Origin of the sequence: Paraburkholderia steynii (genome assembly GCF_900100565.1) — a bacterium.
Lineage (GTDB): Bacteria > Pseudomonadota > Gammaproteobacteria > Burkholderiales > Burkholderiaceae > Paraburkholderia > Paraburkholderia terrae.
This window is the reverse complement of sequence record NZ_FNDI01000014.1, coordinates 41,749-67,132: the sequence shown is the minus strand read 5'-3', so window position 1 is coordinate 67,132 and position 25,384 is coordinate 41,749. Positions and strand designations below refer to the sequence as shown.

19 protein-coding genes are annotated in these 25,384 nt (G+C 63.7%); 6 read left to right on the top strand and 13 right to left on the bottom strand.

Features of this window, described 5'->3' with window-relative positions; all coding sequences use genetic code 11:
* Position 1 precedes the first annotated feature (1 nt).
* From BLT65_RS24235 to BLT65_RS24215, 5 genes are all read right to left on the bottom strand, one after another.
* Positions 2-3,130: an efflux RND transporter permease subunit gene (locus BLT65_RS24235; protein ID WP_091781874.1), complete on the bottom strand. Its 3,129-nt coding sequence runs from the start codon at positions 3,128-3,130 to the stop codon at positions 2-4.
* A gap of 27 nt (positions 3,131-3,157) precedes the next feature.
* On the bottom strand, positions 3,158-4,303 hold the full coding sequence (locus BLT65_RS24230) for an efflux RND transporter periplasmic adaptor subunit (RefSeq protein ID WP_091781871.1): 1,146 nt from the start codon (positions 4,301-4,303) through the stop codon (positions 3,158-3,160).
* 191 nt (positions 4,304-4,494) lie between these two features.
* A complete protein-coding gene (locus tag BLT65_RS24225; protein WP_091782243.1) occupies positions 4,495-6,015 on the bottom strand; it encodes an efflux transporter outer membrane subunit in 1,521 nt (506 codons plus the stop codon).
* A gap of 10 nt (positions 6,016-6,025) precedes the next feature.
* Positions 6,026-9,184 carry an efflux RND transporter permease subunit gene (locus BLT65_RS24220; RefSeq protein WP_091781868.1) on the bottom strand — a complete coding sequence of 1,053 codons (3,159 nt, stop codon included), beginning with the start codon at positions 9,182-9,184 and terminating at the stop codon, positions 6,026-6,028.
* Between the two features lie 13 nt (positions 9,185-9,197).
* Positions 9,198-10,418: an efflux RND transporter periplasmic adaptor subunit gene (locus BLT65_RS24215; protein ID WP_208545798.1), complete on the bottom strand. Its 1,221-nt coding sequence runs from the start codon at positions 10,416-10,418 to the stop codon at positions 9,198-9,200.
* 241 nt (positions 10,419-10,659) lie between these two features.
* Here BLT65_RS24215 and BLT65_RS24210 point away from each other — a divergent pair, with 241 nt between their 5' ends.
* The 3 genes from BLT65_RS24210 (at position 10,660) to BLT65_RS24200 (ending at position 13,499) form a co-directional block, all read left to right on the top strand.
* Positions 10,660-11,304: a TetR family transcriptional regulator gene (locus BLT65_RS24210; RefSeq protein ID WP_091781862.1), complete on the top strand. Its 645-nt coding sequence runs from the start codon at positions 10,660-10,662 to the stop codon at positions 11,302-11,304.
* A gap of 174 nt (positions 11,305-11,478) precedes the next feature.
* Positions 11,479-12,249: a response regulator gene (locus BLT65_RS24205; protein ID WP_086915653.1), complete on the top strand. Its 771-nt coding sequence runs from the start codon at positions 11,479-11,481 to the stop codon at positions 12,247-12,249.
* A complete protein-coding gene (locus BLT65_RS24200; RefSeq protein ID WP_091781859.1) occupies positions 12,246-13,499 on the top strand; it encodes an ATP-binding protein in 1,254 nt (417 codons plus the stop codon). The genes BLT65_RS24205 and BLT65_RS24200 overlap by 4 nt, the downstream gene beginning before the upstream one ends.
* Positions 13,500-13,566: 67 nt before the next feature.
* Here BLT65_RS24200 and BLT65_RS24195 read toward each other — a convergent pair whose 3' ends face one another.
* The 3 genes from BLT65_RS24195 to BLT65_RS24185 all read right to left on the bottom strand — a co-directional run bounded on the left by BLT65_RS24195 (position 13,567) and on the right by BLT65_RS24185 (position 16,496).
* The gene (locus BLT65_RS24195; RefSeq protein WP_042305709.1) at positions 13,567-13,986 is read right to left on the bottom strand and encodes an RcnB family protein; all 420 of its coding nucleotides are present in this window, start codon (positions 13,984-13,986) and stop codon (positions 13,567-13,569) included.
* 82 nt (positions 13,987-14,068) lie between these two features.
* Positions 14,069-15,238: a M20 aminoacylase family protein gene (locus BLT65_RS24190; protein ID WP_091781856.1), complete on the bottom strand. Its 1,170-nt coding sequence runs from the start codon at positions 15,236-15,238 to the stop codon at positions 14,069-14,071.
* A 37-nt stretch (positions 15,239-15,275) separates the two neighbouring features.
* Positions 15,276-16,496: a diaminopropionate ammonia-lyase gene (locus BLT65_RS24185; protein WP_091781853.1), complete on the bottom strand. Its 1,221-nt coding sequence runs from the start codon at positions 16,494-16,496 to the stop codon at positions 15,276-15,278.
* Between the two features lie 170 nt (positions 16,497-16,666).
* On the opposite strand from BLT65_RS24185, the gene BLT65_RS24180 reads away from it, so the two are divergent.
* Positions 16,667-17,146 (top strand): Lrp/AsnC family transcriptional regulator, encoded by a 480-nt coding sequence (locus BLT65_RS24180; RefSeq protein WP_009771400.1) that lies wholly within the window; start codon positions 16,667-16,669, stop codon positions 17,144-17,146.
* Positions 17,147-17,150: 4 nt separating this feature from the next.
* Here the strand turns inward: BLT65_RS24180 and BLT65_RS24175 are convergent, their stop codons facing one another.
* Positions 17,151-18,287 (bottom strand): branched-chain amino acid ABC transporter substrate-binding protein, encoded by a 1,137-nt coding sequence (locus BLT65_RS24175; RefSeq protein ID WP_091781850.1) that lies wholly within the window; start codon positions 18,285-18,287, stop codon positions 17,151-17,153.
* A 356-nt stretch (positions 18,288-18,643) separates the two neighbouring features.
* Between BLT65_RS24175 and BLT65_RS24170 the strand changes: the two genes are divergently transcribed.
* Together BLT65_RS24170 and BLT65_RS24165 are read left to right on the top strand one after the other, a co-directional pair.
* On the top strand, positions 18,644-19,171 hold the full coding sequence (locus BLT65_RS24170; protein WP_042305713.1) for a DUF6622 family protein: 528 nt from the start codon (positions 18,644-18,646) through the stop codon (positions 19,169-19,171).
* Positions 19,172-19,366: 195 nt separating this feature from the next.
* Complete coding sequence (locus BLT65_RS24165; RefSeq protein ID WP_091781847.1) at positions 19,367-20,152, top strand: DUF899 domain-containing protein; 786 nt, start codon at positions 19,367-19,369, stop codon at positions 20,150-20,152.
* 13 nt (positions 20,153-20,165) lie between these two features.
* Here BLT65_RS24165 and BLT65_RS24160 read toward each other — a convergent pair whose 3' ends face one another.
* The 4 genes from BLT65_RS24160 to BLT65_RS24145 are packed head-to-tail and all read right to left on the bottom strand — an operon-like array spanning position 20,166 to position 25,372.
* Positions 20,166-20,768, bottom strand: coding sequence for a DUF4136 domain-containing protein (locus BLT65_RS24160; RefSeq protein ID WP_091782240.1), 603 nt, complete (start codon positions 20,766-20,768; stop codon positions 20,166-20,168).
* Between the two features lie 43 nt (positions 20,769-20,811).
* Positions 20,812-23,256 (bottom strand): CHASE2 domain-containing protein, encoded by a 2,445-nt coding sequence (locus tag BLT65_RS24155; RefSeq protein ID WP_091781844.1) that lies wholly within the window; start codon positions 23,254-23,256, stop codon positions 20,812-20,814.
* Positions 23,256-24,677 carry a FecR family protein gene (locus BLT65_RS24150; RefSeq protein ID WP_091781841.1) on the bottom strand — a complete coding sequence of 474 codons (1,422 nt, stop codon included), beginning with the start codon at positions 24,675-24,677 and terminating at the stop codon, positions 23,256-23,258. The genes BLT65_RS24155 and BLT65_RS24150 overlap by 1 nt, the downstream gene beginning before the upstream one ends.
* Positions 24,674-25,372 (bottom strand): response regulator transcription factor, encoded by a 699-nt coding sequence (locus BLT65_RS24145; protein ID WP_091781839.1) that lies wholly within the window; start codon positions 25,370-25,372, stop codon positions 24,674-24,676. Before BLT65_RS24145 ends, BLT65_RS24150 begins: the two co-directional genes overlap by 4 nt.
* Positions 25,373-25,384 lie beyond the last annotated feature (12 nt).

Below are 25,384 nucleotides of genomic sequence, written 5' to 3'. Positions count from 1 at the left end.
TTTAGCTCGCGTTCGTATCGCCGGACGGCGTGATCGCGGCACGCGTCGCAAGACGATGCAGCGCGAGGAAGATCACGGGCGTCGAGAACAGCGTGAGCAACTGACTCACCACTAGCCCACCGATGATCGCGATGCCGAGCGGCTGCCGCAATTCGTGGCCCATACCCGTGCCGAGCGCGAGTGGCAGCGCGCCGAACAACGATGCGCAGGTCGTCATCAGGATCGGCCGGAAGCGCAGTTCGCACGCGCGGCGCATCGCGTCGTGCGCGGTGAGGCCGAGCGTGCGCTCCTGTTCGAGCGCGAAGTCGACCATCATGATCGCGTTTTTCATCACGATGCCGACCAGCAGCACGATGCCGATCAGACCGATGATGTCCAGCTCGCCGCCGCAGAACAACAGCGCCGCGAGCGCGCCGCATGCGGCGGAAGGCAGCGTCGAGAGAATCGTCAGCGGATGGATCAGGCTTTCGTACAGGATGCCGAGCAGGATATACACGGCGATCAACGCGCCGACCAGCAACAAGGCTTCGTTGCCGAGCGACGTGCTGTAAAGCTGCGCCGCGCCTTCGAGGTTCATCTGCACGCTTGCGGGCGGGTTCAGCTTCGCTTCGATCGCCTCGATACGGTCGATGGCCGTGCCGAGCGTCACGCCATCCGCGAGATTGAACGACACATCCGCGTATGGAAACTGTGCCTGGCGTTGAATCGTCAACGGCGCGGCGCCGACCGTCGCGGTCGCGATGCTAGACAGCGGCGAGAGCGATGTCGACGTGCTGGTCGATGTCGAAGTGGAAGAAGAAGTCGATGAGGCGCTAGTCGTGCCCACATACAGCCCGTCGAGCAACGCGAGCGGCGACTCGCCAACCACCCGCACGTCCGCGCCCAACGTCACGTGATACTGGTTCACGTGCGTATAGATAGTCGAAATCTGCCGGTCGCCGAACGCGTCGTACAGCGCGTTGTCGATGTCCTGCGCGGTAAGACCAAGCCGCGATGCCGTCGCGCGGTCGAAGTCGAACTTCACCACGTTGCCTTGCTGTTGCGCCTGGCTCTGCACGTCGGTGAACATCGGGTCGGCTCGTAGCGCAGCGAGCAGGCGCTGCGTCCATTCGTTGAGTTCGGCGCGATCAGTCGCCTGCACGCCGACGCGGTAGCTGTTCGCGTTGATCTGATCGTCGAGCGTCAAGTCCTGCACGGGATGCAGATAGAGCTTGAGGTCGGCGCGCTCCGCGGCATCTTGCGTGAGCCTTTGAATCACGGAGCGGCTCGAATCGCCATCTTTCAGGCTGATGAGCATGCGGCCCTGGTTGATGGTCGGATTGTTCTGGTCGATGCCGACGAACGACGACACATTGGCCACCGCGCTATCGCTCGCGACACGGCCCGCCAGCGTGCGCGTCGAAGCCGCCATCCGCTCGAACGACGCGCGCGGCGAACCCAGCGAAATCCCTTCGATCAGGCCCGTGTCCTGCACCGGGAACAAACCCTTCGGCAGCACCACGAACAGCACGACTGTCAGCAGCGTCGCGGCAGCAACACCCAGCAGCACCACGAGGCGCTGCGCGAACGCCCAATCGAGTACACGCAGATAGCCGCGATTCAAACGCGCGAGCCAGTCCTTTGCGGCGGCATCGCTGTCGCTCGCGGCGTGATCGGCACGCAGCATGCGCGCGGCCATCATCGGCGTGAGCGTCAACGAGACCCACGCGGAGATCACGATCGCAATCGCCAGCGTCAACGCAAACTCGCGGAACAACCGGCCTATCACGTCGGGCATGAAGAACAGCGGTATCAGCACGGCAACGAGCGCCACCGAGATCGACAGGATCGTGAAGCCGATCTGCCGCGCGCCCTTTAACGCGGCGTCCAAAGGCGTATCGCCGTTCTCGATGTGGCGCATCACGTTTTCGAGCATCACGATCGCGTCATCGACGACGAAGCCCGTCGCCACCGTCAGCGCCATCAGCGTGAGGTTGTTGACCGAGAAACCGAGCGCATAGATGCCCGCCACCGTGCCGACCAGCGCGAACGGCACCGTCACGGCGGGAATCAGCGTGAATTCGAGCCGCCGCAGGAACACGAACACGACCATCACGACGAGCGCGATCGCGGCGGCCAGTTCCATCTTCACGTCATGCACGGAAGCGCGGATGGTCTGCGTGCGGTCGCTGAGCACGCTGATCTTCACGGTCGCGGGCAGCGACGCGCGCAGTTGCGGCAACAGCGCTTCGATCCGGTCGACGACTTCGATCACGTTCGCGCCCGGCTGCCGTTGCACGTTGATGATGATCGCGGGCGTCGCGCCGCTCCATGCTGCCTGGCGCGGATTTTCAGCCGTCTCCGAGATCTTCGCGACATCGGCGAGGCGCACGGGCGCGCCGTTGCGATACGAGAGCACGAGGTCCTGGTAATCGGCGGCGGACGTGAGCTGGTCGTTCGCGTCGATCGTGAAGGCCTGCAGCGGGCCGTCGATCGTGCCTTTCGCGCTGTTCACGTTCGCGTCGCCGACCGCCGTGCGCACGTCTTCGAGCGACAGGCCCATCGCGTTGAGCGCCCGCGTGTCGGTCTGCACGCGCACGGCAGGCCGCGCGCCGCCCGACAGCGTGACAAGCCCGACGCCCGACACCTGCGAGAGCTTCTGCGCAATGCGCGTATCCGTCAGGTCTTCAACGCGCGTGAGCGGCAATGCATCGGACGTGACGGCGAGCGTGAGCACGGCCGTATCGGCGGGATTGACCTTGCTGTAGACAGGCGGATACGGCAGGTTCGTCGGCAGCGTGCTGTTCGCGCTGTTGATCGCGGCCTGCACTTCCTGTTCGGCTTCGTCGAGATTGGTCGAGGTCTGGAACTGCAACGTGACGAGCGACACGCCGAGCGAACTCGTCGAATTCATGCGCTTCAGTCCCGCCATCTGCCCGAACTGCTTTTCGAGGGGCGCGGTGACGGAAGTGCTGATCACATCGGGCGATGCGCCGGGATACTGCGTGTAGACCTGGATCGTCGGATAGTCGATTTCGGGCAACGCGGAAACCGGCATCAGCCGGTAAGCGATCAGGCCGATCAGCAACAGGGCAAGCGTCATCAAACCCGTCGCGACAGGACGGCGGATGAACGGGCGGGAAATATCCATCGGTATCTTTGGGTTCGGAAGCGCGCGTCAGGGGCGAACGATCTTCACGGCGCTGCCGTCGTCGAGCTTGTCCGCGCCATCCAGCACGATCGTGTCGCCCGCCTTGAGGCCGCCTTGTTCGACGACGGTCGCGTCGTTGTAGGCGACGCTCGCCGTCACACGGCGCAGCGCGACCTTGCCTTCGCCCTGCTTCGCATCGGCGGCGCTCAGCGTCAGCACGAAATCGCCCGATGCGCCGTGCTGGATCGCGACCGTCGGCACGGTCAACGCGTCGCGCAAGGTGCCGACCGTCATCCGCACGTTGACGAAGCGGTTCGGAAACAGCCGGCCGTCGCGGTTCGGCGCGCTCGCCTTCAGCTTGACCGTGCCCGTTGTCGTGTCGGCCTGGTTGTCGATGGCGGCGAGCGTCGCGTGATCGAGCACGGTGCGCTTGTCGCGCGCGAAAATCTCGACGGGCAACGCGCCCTTGTCGTGAAACGCATCGACCACGTCGCCCATCTTGTCTTCGGGCAGCGCGTAGACGACGGTGGTCGGCGAGTCACTGGTGATGGTCGCGATGCCCGTCGTGTCGCTGGTCGTCACGTAGTTGCCCGCGTCGGTGGAAAGCAGGCCGATCGTGCCGTCCATCGGCGCGCCGATTTCGCAATAGCCGACCTGCACGCGCAGATTCGCGACGCTGCCCTGATCTGCCTTGACGGTGCCTTGATACTGGCGCAGCGTCGCGCGCTGCGTGTCGAGCGTCTGATGCGAAATCGAGCCGCCATCGATCAAGCTTTCGTAACGCGTCAGGTCCGCGCGCGCATTGGCGAGCAGCGCTTCATCGTGTTCGAGCGTGCCTTGCGCTTCCAGCAACTGCGCGCGCAGCGCGCGTGAATCGATCCGCGCGATCGGCTGGCCCGCTTTCACGCGCTGGCCTTCCTTCACGAGCATCGCTTCGAGCGTGCCGTTGACCTGCGTTTTCACGGTGACAGTGGCGCGCGGCGTGACGGTGCCGAGCGCATCGAGTTGCAGCGGCACGTCGGCGCGCGCCACCGTGCCGATGGTGACGGGCGTGACTTGCGCAACGGGACGCGGCGGCTTGTGAAACGCGGCGAACGCCTGCCAGACGACAACGCCGGCAGCAACGATGCCTGCGGCGATCAACACACGACGGATTGGACGATTGAATTTCACGCGGAGATTTGTCGGCGCTCAGGCCGTTCAACGGTTTGCCAAACGGAATAAAAGAACGACGCCACGCGGGCGTCGCCGGAAAGCAGCGCCGCGCCTCACGCGAGGATCGGCAACTGCTCAGGAGATGAAGGGGAATGTAGCAACGGGAAAGCGCGCCCAGGTTTAGCGCGCTTAGCAGGTGTTTCAGCGTGTTACGGCTGCGCGGCGACGCGCGTGGGCTGTCGAGGCTGCGCGGCTTGCTGCGCGTAGGGTGCATCGGCGGAACGGGGCGTGTCGCCCGTGCGCTCGATCCAGCCGCCGCCAAGATACTGATAGAGATCGACGAGATTCGTCAGCCGGTTCAGCGACGCCGTAATCAGCGACTGTTGCGCCGAGTACAGATCGGTCTGCGCGGTCAGCACGTTCAGGTAACTGTCCACGCCCTGGCGATACCGCAGATCCGACAGATCATAGCGACGCTGCTGCGACTCGACGTTCTCCTGCAACGCCTTGATCTGCCGGTCATACGTGCCGCGCGCCGCCAGCCCGTCTGAGACTTCGCGGAACGCCGTCTGGATCGCCTTTTCGTACTGCGCGACCGCGACGTTCTTTTCGAGCTTCGCGAGATCGAGGTTCGCGCGATTCACGCCGCCCTTGAAGATCGGCACCGAGATCGTCGGCCCGAAGCTCCATGCGAGTTGGCCTGGCTTGAACAACGTGCCGAGGCTCGCACTCGCCGTGCCGAAGTCGCCCGTCAGCGAGATGCTCGGGAAGAACGCCGCGCGCGCCGCGCCGATGTTCGCGTTCGCGCCGATCAGCGTCGCTTCGGCTTCCATGATGTCGGGACGCCGCATCAGCAAATCGGACGGCAGGCCCGCCGGAACGTCCGCAAGCAGTTGCTGGCTCGCGAGCGGCAAGCCTTGCGGCAGGTCGGCAGGCAGCGGCGCGCCGACCAGCAGCACCAGCGCGTTCTCGGCCTGCGCGCGCGAACGCTGCTGGCTTTCGTAGTTCGCCTGCGCCTGCTGCATCGTGCCCGCCGCTTCGCGCAGATCGAGTTCGGAGCCCGTGCCCGTGTCGTACTGGAGCTTCGTCAGCTCGTACGAGCGGCGCGCCGTGTCGTACGTGTTCTTCGTGCTTGCCAGCATTTCGTCGAAGGCGACGAGCGTCAGATATTGATCGGCGACTTGCGAGACGAGCAGGATTTCTTCCGCCTTGCGCGCCTGCGCCGTCGAGAAGTACGTCTGCAGAGTCTGCTCGGTGAGGCTGCGCACCTTGCCGAAGAAGTCGAGTTCCCATGAAGCGCTCGCCGCCACCTGATAGTCGGCGCCCACCGTTGCCTTGCCGACGTACGACAAATCCTTCGGCGTGCGACTGCGCGTGCCCGTGCCATCGACGGAAAGCGACGGCATCAGGTCGGCGCGTTGAATGCGGTATTGCGCCCGTGCTTCTTCGACCTTGAGCGCCGACACGCGCAAGTCGCGGTTGTTCTGCAACGCGAGTTCGATCAACTGTTGCAGGCGCGGATCGACGAAGAACTCGCGCCAGCCGATGTCAACAGCAGAGTGGTCATTAGCCGTGCGCGTTGCTGTGCCCTTCGCGGGCTGGTTGTCGTAGACGCCGCCTTGCGGAAAGGTCGCCGCGACAGGCGCGGCCGGACGCTCATAAGTCGGCGCGAGCGTGCAGCCCGTCGCGAAGAGCGCGGCGGCGAGCGTCGTCAGTAGTGTTCTGTTCATATGCTTGTCCTTACTGGGCCGTTTCTTCTTCGACGTCGTGTTCGGCGCCATGCGGTGTCGAGTCGTCGCGCGAGAACTTCTCGCGGATCACGACGTAGAACATCGGGATCATGAAAACGGCGAGGAACGTGGCCGTCAGCATCCCGCCGATCACGCCCGTGCCGATTGCATGCTGGCTCGACGAACCGGCGCCGTTGCTGATCGCGAGCGGCAGCACGCCGAGCACGAACGCCAGCGACGTCATCAGGATCGGACGCAGCCGCAGACGCGCCGCTTCGAGCGCGGCCTGCACGGCCGTCATGCCTTCCTTGATCTGCAATTCGCGCGCAAACTCGACGATCAGAATCGCGTTCTTCGCGGACAAACCGACGGTGGTCAGCAAGCCGACCTGGAAGAACACATCGTTCTCCAGTCCGCGCATCGTGACGGCAAGCAATGCGCCGATCACGCCGAGCGGCACGACGAGAATCACCGCGAACGGAATTGACCAGCTTTCGTACAACGCGGCGAGACACAGGAACACGACGAGGATCGAGATGCCGTACAGAATCGGCGCCTGCGAACCCGATTGACGTTCCTGGAACGACAGGCCCGTCCATTCGTAGCCGATGCCTTGCGGCAGCTTCGCGGCGAGCGCTTCCATGGCGGTCATCGCCTGGCCCGTGCTCTTGCCTGCGGACGCCTGCCCCTGGATTTCGACGGATGAAATGCCGTTGTAGCGTTCGAGCTTCGGCGAACCGTAGACCCAGTGTCCCGACGCCACAGACGTCAGCGGCATCATCGATCCCGAACTGCCGCGCACGTACCACTTGCTCATATCTTCGGGGGTCATGCGGAACGGCGCGTCGCCTTGCAGATAGACCTTCTTGATCCGGCCATCGGTATCGAGGAAGTTGTTAACGTACGCCGATGCCCAAGCAATCGAGAACGTCTGGTCGATGTCCGACACGGTGACGCCGAGCGCCTGCGCTTTCTCGCGGTCGATATCGACCTTGAACTGCGGCGTGTCGGACAACCCGTTCGGACGCACCAGCGCCAGCGACGGATCTTTCGCGGCCATCCCGAGCAACTGGTTGCGCGCGGCCATCAGCGCGTCGTGGCCGAGACCGGCGTTGTCAGTCAGTTCGAAGTCGAAGCCGGATGCCGTGCCGAGTTCGGGAATCGACGGCGGGTTCACGGCGAGCACGGTCGCGTCTTTGTACGACGCGTAGTGCCCGAACACGCGGCCCACCAGCGCCTGCACTTTCTGGTTCGCATGCTGACGTTGCGAGTAGTCCTTCATCCGCACGAACGCGATACCTGCGTTCTGGCCGCGGCCCGCGAAGCTGAAGCCGTTCACGGTGAACACCGAGTCGACGATGTCTTTTTCGTCGTGAAGCAGATAGTCGGTGACGTTCTTCAGCGTGCGCGCCGTGGTCTCCTGCGTCGAGCCGGGCGGCGTCTGCACGAGCACGAACATCGTGCCCTGATCTTCATCGGGCAGGAACGACTTCGGCAGACGCATGAACAGGAAACCCACGCCGACGATCACCGCGAGATACAGCACGAGCCAACGCCCCGAACGGCGGATCACATGCTGCACACCCGAGTGATACTTGTCGCGGCCGTTGTCGAAGGTGCGGTTGAACCAGCCGAAGAAGCCCGTCTTCGTGCCGTGATGCCCCTTCGGGATCGGCTTGAGGATCGTCGCGCACAGTGCGGGCGTGAGAACCAGCGCAACAAGGACGGACAGCACCATCGCCGCCACAATAGTCAGCGAGAACTGACGGTAGATCGCACCGACCGATCCGCCCGAGAACGCAACAGGCACGAACACGGCCGACAGCACCAGCGCCACGCCGACCAGCGCGCCCGTGATCTGGCCCATCGCCTTGCGGGTGGCCTCTCTTGGCGATAGCCCTTCCTCGGACATCACGCGCTCGACGTTCTCGACCACCACGATTGCATCGTCCACCAGCAGGCCGATGGCGAGCACGAGACCGAACATCGACAGCGTGTTGATCGAGAAGCCCGCCGCGCTCATGATCGCGAACGTGCCGAGCAGCACCACGGGCACCGCGATGGTCGGAATCAACGTCGCACGCAGGTTCTGCAGGAACAGATACATCACGAGGAACACCAGCACGATGCCCTCGAGCAGCGTCTTCACGACTTCCTCGATCGACATCTTCACGAACGGCGTCGTGTCATACGGATACTGCACGACGAGACCGTGCGGGAAGTTCTTCGACAGTGCGTCGATCTTCGCGCGCACCAGTTTCGCCGTCTGCAGCGCGTTCGCACCCGTTGCGAGCTGGATGCCGAAGCCCGCTGTCGGCTGGCCGTTGTACTTGGTGTCGAAGTTGTAGTTTTCGCCGCCCAGATCGATACGCGCAACGTCTTTGATGCGCACCTGCGAGCCGTCCTGATTGACCTTCAGCAGCACGTTGCCGAACTGTTCCTGCGTTTGCAGCAAGGTTGCCTGCGTGATGGTCGCCTGCAATACCTGGCCGGGTACGGAAGGCGTGCCGCCGAGTGAACCTGCCGCGACCTGCACGTTCTGATTCGTCAACGCAGTTTCCACGTCAACAGGCGTGAGGCTGTACTGGTTCAGCTTGTTCGCGTCGAGCCAGACGCGCATCGCGAATTGCGAGCCGAACAGCTGCACGGTGCCAACGCCGTCGACGCGGCTCACCGGGTCTTCGACATGCGAAGCCACATAGTTCGCGAGGTCGTAGCGGTCCATGCTGCCGTCCGTCGATACGAACGCCATCACCAGCAGGAAGCTGCTGCTCGACTTCGTCACCTTCGTGCCCTGCTGCTGCACGCTTTCGGGCAACAGCGGCGTCGCGAGCTGCAGCTTGTTCTGCACCTGCACCTGCGCGATGTCAGGGTTGGTGCCAGCCGCGAAAGTCAGCGTAATCGTCGCGTTGCCGGAGTCGTCGCTCGATGACGACATGTAGAGCAGATGGTCGAGGCCGCTCATCTGCTGTTCGATCACCTGCGTAACGGTGTTTTCAACCGTTTTCGCCGATGCGCCCGGATACGTCGCGCTGATCTGCACGGCGGGCGGCGCGATGGTCGGATACTGCGCGATAGGTAGATTGAAAATCGAAGCGACGCCCGCGAGCATCAGAATGATTGCGATAACCCAAGCAAAAATGGGCCTGTCGATAAAGAACTTTGCCATTTAAACGCCCTCGTTACTGCGCGCTGTGCGCGTCGGATGCGGGCGCTGCGGCTGCTGTTTGTGCTGCCGGGTCGGTGCCAGGCAGTTGCGCGTCGACCGTCTTCACCGTCATGCCGGGACGCACCTTGTCGACGCCTTGCACGATCACGCGGTCGCCCGTTTGCAGGCCGCTCTCGACCACCCAGTTCGCGCCATACGTGCCCGATGTCACCAGTTGCCGCGTCGCGACCTTGCCGTCTGCGCCGACCACAAGCGCCGTCGGGTCGCCCTTCTGGTCGTGCGTGACACCCTGTTGCGGCACGACGTACGCCTGCTCGTTGATGCCTTCTTCGATCTTCGCGCGCACATACATGCCCGGCAGCAACACGCGCTGCGCGTTGTCGAACAGCGCGCGCACGGTGACGGAGCCGGTGGTCTGGTCGACGGTGACGTCGGAGAATTCGAGCTTGCCCGTGCCGCCATAGGGACGGCCGTCTTCGAGAATCAGCGTGACCTTCGCCGCGTTCGGGCCGCTCGTCTTGAGCCGCCCTTCCTGCGCGTCGCGGCGCAGCTTGAGACCGACCAGACTCGATTGCGTGAGGTCCACGTAGACGGGATCGAGCTGTTGCACGGTGGCGAGCAGCGTCGCCGCGCTCGACTGCACATACGCGCCTTCCGTCACCGACGACTTGCCGATGCGCCCCGAAATCGGCGAGGTCACGTCGGTATAGCCAAGGTTGATCTGCGCCGTTTCGACGGCGGCCTTGCCCGACGCGACGTCAGCGGCGGCCTGGCCTTCGGAGGCGACGGCGTTGTCGTAGTCCTGCTTGCTGATCGCGTTCGCTGCCACCAGCACCTTGTAGCGCTCGGCTTCCGCGTGCGTCGAAACGAGCGTGGCCTGCGCCTTCGCAAGCGTCGCCTTCGCGCTGTTCAATGAGGCGATGTAGGGCGCGGGGTCGATCTTGTAGAGCATCTGTCCCGCCTTGACTTCGCTGCCTTCCGTGAACGCGCGCTTCAGCACGATGCCGTCGACACGTGCCCGCACTTCAGCGACGAGATGCGCGCTCACGCGACCCGGCAATTCGACGGTGACGGGCACGCCCGTCGGCTTGATGCTGACGACGCCGACTTCGGGCGTCTGTTGAGGAGGCGCTGCGGGCTTGTCACTGCACGCGGCGAGAAACGGGATTACAGCGGAGATCGCAGCCGTGGCCGCGAGCATACGAAAGTTACGGTTCTTTAATAGCGCTGGCATCGTACAAAGTTGTTTGAATTGAACGGGGCCGGCGCGCAACGAGTGTTGATCCAACACGCACCGACACGATAAGGTCGTGACGATAGGGGTTGTTCGCCTTTCTCGGGTTACAGCCACCAGGCTGCCGTAAGACTTGTTAATCCAACGCGGCGTCGCGCCGACTACGATGGCCGCGTGATTCACACGGTCGCTGCGCGGATTCGCGTGCGCGGCGCCGAACGGCAGGAGAAAGGCACCCGTCATGGGACGAACGAAGCAACAGGCGCTCGACACGCGGGCAAAGATCATCGACGCCGCCGAGCGCGTGTTCTTCGTGCGTGGCTTTGCGCGCGCCGCGCTGGAAGACATTGCGTCGGAAGCGGGCGTGACGCGCGGCGCCGTCTACGGTCACTTCAGGAACAAGGAGGCCGTGTTTCAGGCGATCTACGAGTGCGCGGACATGCCGCTCGATCCATTCGTCGTACAGTCTTGCGAGCAGGACGCCGATCCGTTGCAGCATCTGCATGCGCAATTGCTTCAGCGTCTGCGCGACGCGCTATATCTGCGGCGCGCGCGGCGTCTGTACAGCATCGCGCTGACGAAGTGCGAGGTGACGGCAGAGACGGCGGCGTTTTATGAGCGCGTCGCGATGGCCGCCTTGCGCGCCGAAACACAGATCGATGCGGCGCTACGAGCCGCGTCGCTGCGCGGACAGTTGCCGCCCGACGTCGATACGCGGGCGGCCGCTGGTTTCATTCACGCGGCGCTAACCGGGTTCTTACACAAGCGATTGTTGATGTCGGCCGAGTCGCGCTCCGACCTTGAAGCGGAGCAGACGCTTGCTTCGGCGCTGAGATGCGTGGGCGCAAACACTGCGTTCGCCACGTTCGAGCCCGCCCGCGCCTGACTGCGCGGCGTTGCGGGCGGAGGCCGGAATCCGTTAAGACTTGGTAAGACTTGCTAAGTCCCCCGAACCGGGGCCGCACCGCGTTGCGCTATAGTCATACGCACATCCGATACCTTGCGGCAACGACGCTGCCCCGCCCAACGCGGCGAAGCGCCGGCGCAGCCCGCTCACATCATGCCCGACACGCCCATTCAGGTGCTGCTCGTCGACGACGACGCCGACCTGCGCGACCTGCTTCGCAACTTCTTCCAGCAACGCGGCATCGAATTCTCGGTGCTGCACGACGCCACGCATCTCGCGCGCAGGCTTGAACGCGAGCGTCCGTCGATCATCGTGCTTGACCTGATGATGCCCGGCGTCGACGGGCTCACCGCGCTCAAGCAGTTGCGCGCAAGCGGCGACACGATTCCCGTCGTCATGCTGACGGCGCGCGCCGATGGCGTCGATCGCGTGATCGGCCTCGAACTCGGCGCGGACGACTATCTCGGCAAGCCGTTCATGCCGCAGGAACTGCTCGCACGTATTCACGCCGTGCTGCGGCGCCATAAGCTGCATCCCGAAGCGCCGCCTGCCGAGCATCGCGAGGCGCTCGTGTTTGGACGCTTCCGGCTCGACTTCGCTTCGCGCACGCTCTTTTGCGACAACGAACCCGTCAAGCTGACGGGCAGCGAATATGCGCTGCTCGAAGTGTTCGCGCAGCATCCGATGGAAACGCTGTCGCGCACGCGCATCGTTGATCTGCTGCACGGTCCGGATTCGGAAGTGACGGAGCGCGGCATCGACGTGCCCGTGTGGCGTCTGCGGCGTCTGCTCGAAGACGACCCCGCTGCGCCGCGCCGCATTCAAACGATGCGTGGGATCGGCTATATGTTCGTGCCGGGCGAAGGCGGTGAAGTCGGCGATGGCGGCGACGCTAGCGAAGGCGACGACAACGCATCGCGATGAAAAACCCGTTCAATACGCTTTTCGGCCGTCTCGCGACGCTGACGGTCGGCCTGATCGTGGCCGTACACGTGACGTCGCTGTTCGTCGTCGACCGCGATCGCGGCCATATCGACGCCGAGCATGCGCGCCGCGACGTGCTGCTGGCCGTGCAGGCCAAGCACGATGGCGAGGCAACCGCACGACACGTAGCGCAGACGCTCGGCATCGAATATGTCCCCGATGCCGACGCGATCCGCCTGGGTTGTCCGAACCAGTGCGAGGGCTCCAACGCGCCATTCGAGCATGATCTGTTGCCGCGCCTGCCCGAGGGCAGCCGCGTCGTGTTCGATCCGCACACGGGCTCGCTGTGGATACGGTACGGCAACGAGCCGTACTGGCTCTTCATGCGCAACGCGAATCTGCCGGGCATGCGCTTTCTCGGCTCGTCGCTGGTGATGCTGGTGCTGGCCGTTTGCGCGGCGCTGCTGGCCGCGTGGCAGTTTCAGCGTCCGTTGCACAGGCTGGCGGACGCGGCGCGTGAATTCAGAGTCGGCCGGCGCGTGCCGCCCGTGACGCCGAGTGGTCCCGCCGAAATGCGCGCGCTGATCGGCGACTTCAACCAGATGATGCGCGAACTCGCGCAGTCCGAGCAGGAACGCGCCGTGATGCTGGCGGGCGTCGCGCACGATCTGCGCGCGCCTATCACGCGCATGCAGGTGCGCGCGGACCTGCTGCCCGATGCGGCGAACCGCAGCGGCTTCTTGCGCGATGCCGAGTCACTGTCGCGCATCGTCACGCAGTTCCTCGACTATGCGCGCGATACGGCCGATCCCTCGCCACATGCGAATGTCGATGCGCATTGCCGCCGTCACTATGGCGACGGACTCGACGACGAAGCACTCGTGCGTCTGCATCTGAATGCGGGCGATGGCTTCAATCTGCCGCTCGTGGACCTCGACCGGATTCTGTCGAACCTGATCGAAAACGCGATGAACTACGGCGAGCCGCCCGTCGAGATTTCGACGTCCGCGCATAACGGCGTCTACACGCTCATCGTGCGCGATCATGGACGTGGCATTCCGCGCGAACAGCTCGAACGCGCGTTGCAGCCGTTCACGCGGCTCGATCCGGCGCGCGGCGGCGACGCGCATTGCGGGCTGGGCCTCGCGATCGTGCGACGGCTCACGCGCTATAACGGTGGACAGTTTGAATGCGATAACGCGCCCGATGGCGGGTTTCGCGTGACGTTGACGTTCGGGCGTGAAGGCTAACGGCGCGCTTTTTTTCACGCACGCCCTAAACGAAATGCCGCCCGCAATGGGCGGCATTTTTCATGGATCAACGATGCGGCGCAAGCAGGATGCTCGAAATCACGCCCGTCGCGATCGCGGCGAGCACGAAGTCGCCATTGACCTGCACCCATTGATAACCCGACGGCGGCGGCTGAAGATCATACCCACGCCAGTCGTCGACGACATATTGCGGACCGCGATAGTCGGGTGGCAAGCGGTCGCCGCGATGCCAGTCGCGGTGCGGCACCGGACGATGCGATGCATCCGCGCGAACCGGGCCGCCAGCGTGCTGCGGACCACCAGGGCCGCCGGGGCCGCCGGGACCACCATCGGGACCGCCGCGCTCGTCGGCAGCGGGATGACGGCCCGGACCGCCGTCATCGCCCGGCGCGTATTGCGCGAACGCCTGAGTTTGAGCAACGACACACGAAGCAGCAAGCAACAATACAGATACAGCTTTTTTCATCAAACACTCCCCCAAATAAAGTGAGAGTGTTTTCTGGCGCAACGATTCAAACGACGTCCTTACTGTGTCTTACGGGCGGCTTTTATGCTTGCTCCACAGGCAGTTCGAGACGCGCCAGCTCCGCGAAATATCGCGCGCCTGTCAGCAGGATATCGTCGTTGAAATCGTAGGTTGCGTTGTGCAAAGGCACGCCGCCCTTGTCCGCCGCGTCGCCATTACCGATGAAGATGAAGTTACCGGGCACGGCCTGCAAAAACGCGCCGAAGTCTTCGGAGATCATCATTGGCGGCACGTTGGCGTCGACGTTTTCCGCACCCGCGATATTGCGCGCCGCGTTCACCGCCACATCGACACATTGTGCCGAGTTCACCGTCGGCGCGAACTCGTGCGTGTATTCGAACGTGCAATCCGCACCGTGCGCCCGGCAGATGCCTTCGCTTACTTCGCGCATGCGGGTTTCGAGCAGCGTTTGCACTTCCCGCGAATAACTACGCGTATCGCCCTTGATAGTGACGTTCGACGGGATCACGTTTCTGAGTCCATCCGTAATGAACTCCGTGCAAGAGATTACCGCTTGCAGACCCGGATCAAGATTGCGCGACACGATCGTCTGCAATGCGAGCACGATCTGCGATGCGATCACGATGGGATCGTTGCCCATATGCGGACGCGCCGCGTGCGTGCCGCGTCCCTTGATGTGAATGACGAAGTTATCTTCGCTCGCCATGATGCCGCCCGCGCGCGTCGCAAATGTTCCAGCGCGCATGCCGGGCATATTGTGTGCGCCGAAAATGGCATCGACGGGAAAGCGCTCGAACAGTCCGTCCGACATCATCGCCTTCGCGCCGCGTCCGTGTTCTTCCGCAGGCTGGAAGATGAAACGCACCGTGCCGTTGAAATCGCGCCGCTCGGCCAGTAGCCGCGCGGCGCCCAGAATCATCGACATATGCCCGTCATGCCCGCACGCGTGCATCTTTCCCGGCGTACGCGATGCATGCGTACGCGCAGGCGCGCGCTCCGTGATGTTCAACGCGTCCATATCGGCGCGCAGTCCGATCGCGCGCTTGCCGTCGCCGACCGTCAGGTTCGCAACCAGCCCCGTTCCACCGATGCCGCGATGCACGTCGAGCCCCAAGGTCGCGAGAATGTTCGCGACATAGTCGGACGTGTTCACCTCTTCGAAACCTGTCTCGGGATATTGATGCAGGTGCTGGCGCCAGTTCTTCAGTTGTCCCTGCAGCGTGCTTTCCATATCGGTTGTCCTTGTCGATCGGATTCGGGTGCGCCTGTTAACGGACGCAGCTTTGCTTCCACGCCTGCTGACGCGCGGCCACCTCTTGCGCAGACTCGCCGACGAACTGCGCATAAGCGGCGGGTGCCGTCGCGCCTTCCGTGTTGATGACGAGCACGCGCGCGTTGCGATCCAGGCCTGCCGCGCGCGCGAGTTCGCCATCTCGCATCAATGCGCAAAGGCCTGCGAAACCCGCCGCGCCCGATTCGCCGGCGACGAGCGGCACATCGTCGCCCGCGCCCTTTGCGAGGCGGCGCATTGCATCGACTGCGTCGTCGTCATCGATCAGCATGAAATCGTCGACGCATTGCTCCAGGATCTTCCACGCGAGCGGCGATGTTTCGCCGCAGGCGAGACCCGCCATCACGGAATCGACCGATCCCGTCGCTCGCGCTGCGTGTCCGGCGATGGCGCTCTGATACAGGCAGTCCGCCTGGCGCGGTTCGACAACGATGAAGCGCGGCCTTTGCGCGCCAGCACGCTCCCAAAGATAACTCGCGACACCCGCCGCAAGTCCGCCGACGCCGCCTTGCAAGAAGACATGCGTACAAGCCGGCGCATCCGCGGATTGCTCGATGATTTCAGCGGCAATCGTGCCGTAGCCCTGCATGACGTCACGCGGAATCGCTTCATAGCCGTCATACGACGTGTCCGAAACCACATGCCAACCGTTGTTCTTCGCGAGCGTCGCAGCGTGTTCGACCGATTCGTCGTAGTTACCCGCGATGCGGACGATGCGCGCGCCATACGCGGCAATCGCCTGTTCACGCTCGGCGCTGACATTCGCGTGCAGCACGATCACACAATGACAGCCGATACTCTGCGCCGCGGCCGCGAGCGCCTTGCCGTGATTGCCGTCCGTCGCGCTGATGACCGTGAGATTCGCGAGCATCTCCGCATAGCGTCCTTCGATGAGCGCCTGCGGTTCGATGTCGTGCGCGTGCCATAGACGCATGACGAGACGCATCAACGCGATCGGCGCGCCCAACGCCTTGAAGCTGCCCAGCGGCGAGCGGAACGACTCGTCCTTCACGTACAGACGCGCGATGCCGAGTTGCGAAGCCGCATCCGTTAGCTCCCACAGAGGCGTGGCTTGCTGGCTAATGAGTTCCCAGCCTGACAGCCAGACGCGGCTTTGATCCGCAGATTCGACGTTGAGTATGGTCCGCAGCGTGTCCGGGTAGGCGACGTGAATGGCGCGGGGATTGGAGATCAGCATCCGTGGTTGCTCCAGAAATCGGACCGCTCGAAGGTCCGTTGATCAAAACTAAACGCGTTTGCGCGCATAGCCATGATGAAATGATATTGCGCGACACAATCAATAAAGTCTCGAAGTTTGGCCTTATCGTGCAAAAATATCTCTCACACTACGGCCCCAACGCGAAAACCATGGCTACCCAACTCGACAACTTCGACCGCAAGCTTCTGATGGAAGTCCAGCGCGATGCGCAGATTCCCCAGACCGAACTCGGTGTGCGCGTCAATCTGTCGACGGCCGCCGTCAACCGGAGATTGCGCCGTCTCGCGGATGAAGGGGTGATCGACCGTTACTCGGCGATCGTCGCGCCCGAGAAAGTGGATTACCCGCTGACCATCGTCGCGAACGTCGAGGTCGAGAGCGAGCAGATCGATCTGCTCGACGCGATGAAACGCACGTTCGCGCAGTGTCCGCAAATCCAGCAGTGCTACTACGTCGCGGGCGAATGGGACTTCGTGCTGGTGATGACGGTACGCAACATGGACCAATACACCGAACTCACGCGGCAACTCTTCTTTTCCAACAACAACGTCAAACGCTTCAAGACGCTGGTGAGCATGAGCCGCGTGAAAGTGGGCCTGGGCGTGCCCGTCGATATCGTCGACGAATGACGCGTCAGCGCACCACCGACCGATCAGTCCAGCTGCCCTGATCGAACTGCCGAACGGTAATCGCACCGTTACGGATATCGCCTTTCTCGTCGAACTGGATCGGACCCGTGACGCCGTCGAGCTTCGCCGCGCGGAGCTTTGGCAGATAGGCTTTCGGATCGGTCGATCCCGCTGCCTGCATCGCATTCGCTATGGCGATCACCGCGTCGTACGCGTACGGCGCGTACAACTGCACAGGCACGCCGAAGCGCTGCTCATAGCGTTTGAAGAACTCCGGCCCTTGCGGCATCTTGGCGGGTGGCACGCCTGCCAGCGTGCAGTACGTGTCGCTGCTCATCGACGCGCCCGCCAGCTTGATGAACTGCGGCGTGCATGCTTCATCGCCTGCAACGAACTTGACCTTCAAGCCAAGCTTCTGCGCCTGCTGCACGAACGCGGCGGCCTGCGTGTCGCCGCCCGTGAATGCGATGCCGTCCGGTTGACGGCTCTTGATGGTCGTGAGAATGGCCATCCAGTTGGTCGTCTTGTCGGTGCCGTATTCGCGCGCGACCACGTTGCCGCCCGCCGCCTTGACCGCCTTTTCGACCTCGTCGGCAAGACCTTGCCCGTATGCCGTGCGGTCGTCGACGATCGCGATTTTCCGCGCGCCGAGATCGTGAACCAGATACGTGCCGATCACCGTGCCCTGTCTCACGTCGTTGGCAACCATGCGGAACACGTTCGTGAAGCCTTGCTGCGTCAGTTTCGGATTGGTGGCGGACTCGGTGATCATCGGCACGCCTGCATCCGAATAGATTTTCGATGCCGGAATCGACGTGCCCGAATTCGCGTGCCCAACGACGCCCGCTACGCCGTCGTCGATCAGTTTCTGCGCGACGGTCACGGCTGTTTTCGGATCGGCTGCATCGTCCTGCGAATCGAGGACGAACGTGACGCTCTGTCCATTGATGCGGATTTTCCGGCTGTTCAGATCCTCGATCGCGAGGCGCACGCCGTTTTCGTCGTCTTTGCCGATGTGCGACAACTCGCCCGTCAAAGGCGAAACCTGTCCGATCTTCACCGTGAGATCCGCATGCGCCGCGAGCGGCTGCAATGCAAGCGCGGTGAGCGTCAGAAGCGATAGGGGTCGAAGTGTTTGCATGGTGGTCAGCTTGAAGAGTGGGCTCGCGCTCGGGGATGGACGTTTTCGCCATCCGGATTTGGCCTTGGGCTGCTTTGCAAGGTTGTATCGATCGTATTCGCGCGCCCTGATAGCCAAAATTTGCAGCCCGCCCGTTCCCGCAAAATCCAGTCGATACAGCGGACGTTTGAGAGATTTTTTATCGCACCGCCGCTTTTCGCCTGCTTTCGCCCGAATCGGGCCTGATTTCGGCCAAAGCAGGCGCCCTCATTCTTCGCTAATTCCCCGCCGATACGATGCACGTCATCCGCTAGTGCAGTCCGTCATCACCGATCCGAAAACATTTCGTCTGACGCATTCGTCTGAAGGAGATCATCATGTCACTCGCAGCCATCATTCACGGCACGCCCATCTGGGTTTGGGTGTTGCTCGTCTACCTGCTTTCGCGCGGATTCAAAGCCATGAACAGCGGCACCGCGCCGCTTTCCCGCCTGGCCATCGTGCCGCTCGTTTTCACGGTCTGGGGCATTGCGCACCTGGTAACAGACCCGCTGACAGGTTGGGCCGACGCGATCGTCTGGGTGGTCGCCGCGCTCGTGGGCGTCGCGGCTGGCGTGTTCATGGCGAGCCGCACGCGCTTCATCGTCGATCCGATCGCGAACACCGTGATGCTGCCCGGCTCCATGCTGCCGCTGGCGCTGATTGTCATCACCTTCGCGGCCAAGTTCTGGCTCGGCGTCGAACTGGCGACGGCAACCAGTCTCGCGTCGCTCGGCACGTATATGTTGATCAGCGCAGCCGTATCGGGCGCCGTTGCAGGCATGTTCGCCGGCCGCTTCCTGACCTACTGGCGAGCCATGAGCGCGCGCCGCATTCTCCGGACCTGCTCGCAGCAAGGCGCGTAAGCGGAGAACTGACGGAAGCGGGCACGTCCGTTGCGACCCGTGACTCAAAGAAATATCGCCAAACTTGTTACTCCCAGCGTTCGCTTTCCGGGTCCAGACTGTCTCTCGGCAAGCAATGCGCGATGAACAACCAACGAAGCCGCGCCTCATCCCCGAGGCGCGGCAACTTGTTCAAATCAGGAGGTCGCAAGCGCCATGACTACATCGGACGAAAGCGGAAGCAAAGGCGGACAACGGGCGATGCGCACACCACCCGTCGTATCGCAGCAGGAATGGGAAACCGCGCGCGAGCAATTGCTCGTGAAGGAAAAAGCCCACACGCGCGCCCGCGACGCGCTCGCCGCCGAGCGCCGCCGCATGCCGTGGACGGCCGTCGACAAGACCTACGCATTCGAAGGGCCATCAGGCAAGCTCAGTCTGCCCGATCTGTTCGACGGCCGGCGTCAGCTGATCGTGTATCGCGCGTTTTATGAACCGGGCGTGTTCGGATGGCCCGAGCATGCGTGCCGCGGATGCTCGATGGTGGCCGACCAGGTCGCTCATATCGCCCACCTGAACGCCCGCGACACGACGCTCGTTTTCGTTTCGCGCGCGCCTCAGGCGGACATCGAGCGGCTGAAGGCGCGTATGGGCTGGCAGATCCCGTGGTTTACGATTACGGACACCTTCGACACCGACTTCGGCGTCGGCGAATGGCACGGCACGAACGTGTTCTATCGCGACGGCAACCGGATATTCCGCACCTACTTCATCAACAATCGCGGCGACGAGCAGATGGGCGGCACGTGGAATTATCTCGACATCACGCCGCTAGGCCGGCAAGAGGTCTGGGAAGATTCACCCGAAGGCTATCCGCAGACGCCGACCTACAAGTGGTGGAACTGGCACGACAGCTATGTCGACGATGCGCCGCCCGATAAGAAGTGGGTCGAGATATCGGACGCTGGCGAGGCGGCATTCAGGAACAAGCCCGAGGCGTAAGCGCTGCGGCAGGTCATTTGTCGATCTGCTTCACCGTGACCACTTCGGGCCTGCCCGCCGCTTCGCCGCTGCGCAGTTTCACGCGCCAGCTTCCGTATCCGGCAAACGGAAACTGCGCGAACGCGCTTTTGACAAGCCATGGAATGGGATGCAACGCATCAGCATTGCGGTCATGGCTCGTCGCGGTGACCTTATAGACTTCCTTGCCGGTCGCGGCGTCGAAGAGGCGCAAGGTCATCGAATGCTGATACTCGCGCCCGAAGAGCGAAAAGCCTGGCTTCGCGACGCCATTGCAGGCCGAGTCTGCGCAGTCGCCCGCGATCACGCCGACAGCGGCCGGCCGCGTATCGTATGCGAGCGAGAGCATGTAACTAGCGCGCTCCGCCGATCGATCGACAAGCCCGTAATTGCCAAGCTCGCTGTGAATCAGCGCCTCGTACTGCTCGCGCGCGGCGCCCGTTTCCTGCGACGGCGTCTGCACGATCGCATACGTGCGCTCGCCCTGCAACACGACGGGCGTTCCCGACACCTGAACGTCCGTCGTCACGCCCGCGCATCCCGCGAGACCCACCACGCCCGCGACAACGACGACAGCACAACATAGCGTCTTCTTCACATTCTTCTCGCTTCGATCGAATACAGATTCATGTTCGAGTTGTTCAAGCGTTCGTCTCATCGAGCGCGGGCAGCGTGATCGTGAATGCCGTTCCCTGCCCGAGCGCGCTTTCCACATGCACGTCGCCGCCGTGCCGCATCACGACGGCTTTCACGAAAGCCATGCCGAGCCCCGTACCCGTCGCCTCAGGCCGTTCGACTTCGTGAAAGCGCTGAAACCGCTCGAACAGATGTGCCTGGTTTTCGGCCGACATCCCGTAGCCTTCGTCGCGGACCGTGCAGCGCACGCGCGCCGGCCATTCGCCCGACGCGGGTTTATCCTGCGCGACGATGCACGTAATACGCGTTTCGGGCGGACTATATTTCACCGCGTTGTTCAGAATGTTGACGAGCGCGCGCGTCATCAGCGAGCGGTCCGCGTTGATCCAGTGGCCGTCGCCCTGTTCGTCGTACGCGGCTTCAAGACGAATGTGCCTGGCTTGCGCCTGCGGCCACACTTCATCGCTTGCGTCGATCACGAGTTCGACGAGACTTACGGGTTCGAGCGAATAAGCCTGGGATTCGGCGCGCGCGAGTTGCACGAAATCGTCGGCGAGCATCAAGGCCCGCTGCGCGTATCGCTCGACACGGTTCAACAATTCGCGCAGGCGTTCGGAGTCGGGCGTGCGCGCGCGTTCGAGTTCGACGAGCGCAAGAATCGACGCTTGCGGCGAGCGCATGTCATGCGACAGCAGACGCAACGCGTCTTCACGTAGCCGTTCCGCCGCATGCACGGCCGTCACGTCGACAAGACCCGCGATCCATCCGATCACCGCGCCTTGCGCATCGGTACACTTCGCGTAACGCAACAGATGATCGCGCTGGTTGCGATCGCGGACCTCGATGCCGCGCTCCATCATCTCCGCGAATGCGACGCGGCCGGGATCGAGCAGCGCGGGCCAATGCGCGCGTCCGAGCGCATCGGCCTCCGCGCGAGAACCGATCGCCTTCACGAACGCGAGGTCGCCGAGCACGTGGCGCAGTTGCGTGCCTTCAGGCGTCGCCGCGCCGAGCCGTTCGAAGTACGCCTTCGCCGCGTGGTTCGCGATCAGCACGACACCATGCACGTCGCTGACGAGAATCGGCTCCGGCACGCTATCGAGGCTGTTCCACACGAAGCGCTTCATGTCCTGCACGCGGCGCGCCGCCTGCGCCATCAGCGCCATCTGCTGCGCGAGCGCGTCGCCGCGAAATTCACGGCTGCGTTGCGGCGCTTCGGGCAACAGATGCGGCTCGTCGGCGAGACGTTGCAGTTCCTTGCGCAGATACGACATCGTCATTTCGAGCCGCCGCCAGTTCCAGATCGGATAGACGGCAGCCAGTCCAACGATCGCGGGCACGGGCGACATCCACAGCCGCATGCCGTACAGCAGCGCTGCGCTGAGACCCAGCATCGTTACGCAGAGCACGATCGTCATCAGCAGCGAGCGCAGCGGCGACAGCACGAGCAGACCCGCAAGCAGCACGCCGAGCGGCACCAGCGACACCGCGAACACCCACAGTCCGCTGACGGGATCGATCGCGCGGCCTGTCACGAGCGTATCGAGCACGTTCGCATGAATGTAGACGCCGGGCAGCGGCCCGAGCCGGCCCGACACCGGCGTCGAGAACCGGTCGTAGAGGCCCGATGCCGTCACGCCGATCAGCACGATCTTGCCGCGCAGCATGTCGCGGGGCACGTCGCCCGCGAGCACGCTGGCGAACGACACCTTCGGATAGGTCTGCGCGAGCGGGCTGAACGGGATCAGCACCCGCCTTTCGTCATCGCCCGCGATCGAGGTGCGGTCGGGCGCGTCCGCGGTGGCGTTCGCCGGATGCGGCAGCTTCACCACGCCGCCGTCGATCGCGCGCCATACGGGCACCATCAACTGCGGCCAGCGCATATGCGCGTCGCCTTCGAACAGCGCGACACTGCGCACGATGCCGTCGGCATCCACTTCGAGGTTGATATGGCCAAGTCCCGCAGCGGCGCTCGCGAGCGGCTCGACCGGCTTGACGGCGACACGCTCGCCGTTGGCATCGTCGGGAGAAAGGAGAATTGGCAGGTATGTCGGCGTTGTGGCGATCGCGCGCGCCAGTTGCGCGTCGTCCGGCGCGGGCTCGGTGAAGAGCACGTCGTAGACCACGGCCGCCGGTTTGGCCTTCGCGATTTCGTCGAGCAGTTGCGCATGCACGGCGCGCGGCCAGGGCCAGCGGCCGAGCCGCGCAATGCTCGCATTGTCAATTTCGACGACGGCGATATCGGGCAGCACCGGTTGCGCGCGCAAGCGCAGGAAGCCGTCATAGACGAGATGATCGACGTTCGCCGTGAACCTGCCGAGCGAGCCGGCCAGAATCACCAGGATGCCAAGGCAGCCGATGCACAGCCATTCGAACAGGAAGCGGCGCCCGACTGGCCGCCCAAGACGTATGCGCGGATCGAAACTCATGCGCGGGCCGCTGGTGGTCATCACCGTGCCAGTGTAAATGAGCGGATCGCGCTGCCCTTCTGGTATAGCCGGCCGTTGTCGAACTGCTCGGCGATCACGGTCCAGTAGTAGTCGCCCGGCGGCAGATCGGAGACGACGATCTGCCCGGCTTCGAGATCCGTGCGATCGACGAGCGGCTCGCGTAGATCGGCTGTCGTAGCCAGAACGAAGCGGAAGCGGGTTTCGACACCCGTGCCGCTTGCGAGCCAGCGAAACTCGAAATCGCGGCTGCCCGCACGCGGCCCGGCGGAGACGTCGAGTCCAAATTGGCGGCGCTCGAACGCATAGATATGCGGCAGACCTTCGAGGCCCATGCCGTCGATCGACGAAATGCGCACGAAGTAGTTGCCGTCAGGCAAGTCGCCGAACGTCGCGTGCGGCACGTGTACGCGCTGGTCGCGGATCAGGTCGAACAGGTCGGCGTCGCGCGCGATCTGCACGCGGTACGCGCGGGCGTTCGCGTCGGGCGCGAGATCGAACGCGACGTCCTTGTCGTCCTGCACCTTGCCCGGGTCCACCAGCGCGGGCGCGGGCAGCAAGGCCACCGGCCCGCCGACGACGCCCGTCGAACGCGTGACGCTGCCGAAATGCGCGCCAATCAGTTGCGTCGATGCCTGCAACGGCACGCCCGGCGCGCGTGGCCGCATGCGCGCCGCATCTACGCCCACTGCGCCGTCGAGCACGGCAACGGCTGTCGATTGTTCGTCGCCGTCGTAGCTCACGCGAAAGCGCGTACCACGCACGCCCGCCACCACCGACGGCGCGCGGATCTGGAAGCGATCGTCTTTTTTGGTTGCATGGTTGACCTCGCTATCGACCTCGCCCCGCTTCAGGTCGATCACGCGGTCTTTCACGCCCGTCAGCACGGTCTGCCGCAGCGCGCCGATTTCGATCGTGCTGTCCTGAGGCACGGACACATGCGAGCCGTCATCCAGTTCCAGCGTGACGAAGCCGTTGTGCCCCGTCTGCACGCGGTCGCCTTCGACGAGCACCATGCCGACCGTGACGGGCGCGAACGGATTCTGTCTGAATGCATGCCCGGCGGGACCGCTCACGGCGACGACGCGCGCCGAGCGCGGCTCCTGCTTCAGCAATGCAACGGGCAAGCGCAACTGCACGCCAGGCTGAAGATGCAGCGGATCGGCGACATGATTCAGCTTGCGCAGCACGGTCCAGTCGCGCGGATCGCGCAGATAGTGATCGGCGACGTCGTACAGCGTGTCGCCGGACCGCGGCGTCACGTAGATTGCCGTCGCCGCCGTTGCATGCGCATTGGATGTCTGCGCGTTAGAGCTGGCAGGCAGCAGGCCCGACGCCGCGACCAGAAACGCAATGATGCCGGGAGCGCGCCGCGCCGCCCACGAAAGCGCACGCGGCGTGTTACTCGGTACAGCCACCGTCACGCATCCCCCTTTTCGATCCGTTCCAGCCGATAGCCGTAGCCGTAGATGGGAGTCAACCGGTAGCCGTGTTCGGGGCGCAGGCCGAGCTTGGCGCGCAGCATCGACACATGGGTGTCCATCGTGCGCGAAGGAATGTCGACGTCCTGCCGCCAGATCGCTTCGAGAATGTGCGCGCGCGACAGCGGCTGGCTCAGATGCCGGAACAGCAACAGCGCGAGCTCGAACTCTTTTTGCGTCAGCGTGACGGGCGTGCCGCGCGCGATGACCTGTTTCGATCCCAGCTCGAACTCGAATTCCCCGAAGATTTCTTTCGTCGCCATGTGATTGAGTTGGTAGGCGCGGCGCAGTAGCGATCGCACACGCGCGAGCAGCACGCCCGATGCAACCGGCTTGACGACGTAGTCGTCCGCGCCTTTGTTCAGCATCGACGCGATATCCGTTTCGCGGCTGCGGCTCGTCATGAACAGCACAGGCAGGCGGTCGGACAGGCTTTGACGCACCCAGTGCAGCACCTCTTCGCCCGACATGTCGGGCACGTTCCAGTCGAGCACCAGCAGGTCGAACGTTTGACGGCGCAGGTGCTTGACGAGCGCGCGGCCTTCTGCGAACGCATGGCAATCGTGGCCATCGACGGCCAGTGACTGGCAGACCAGATCGGCTTGCGCCACGTCATCGTCCAGGACTGCAATTCTCATAGATCCCCGCAC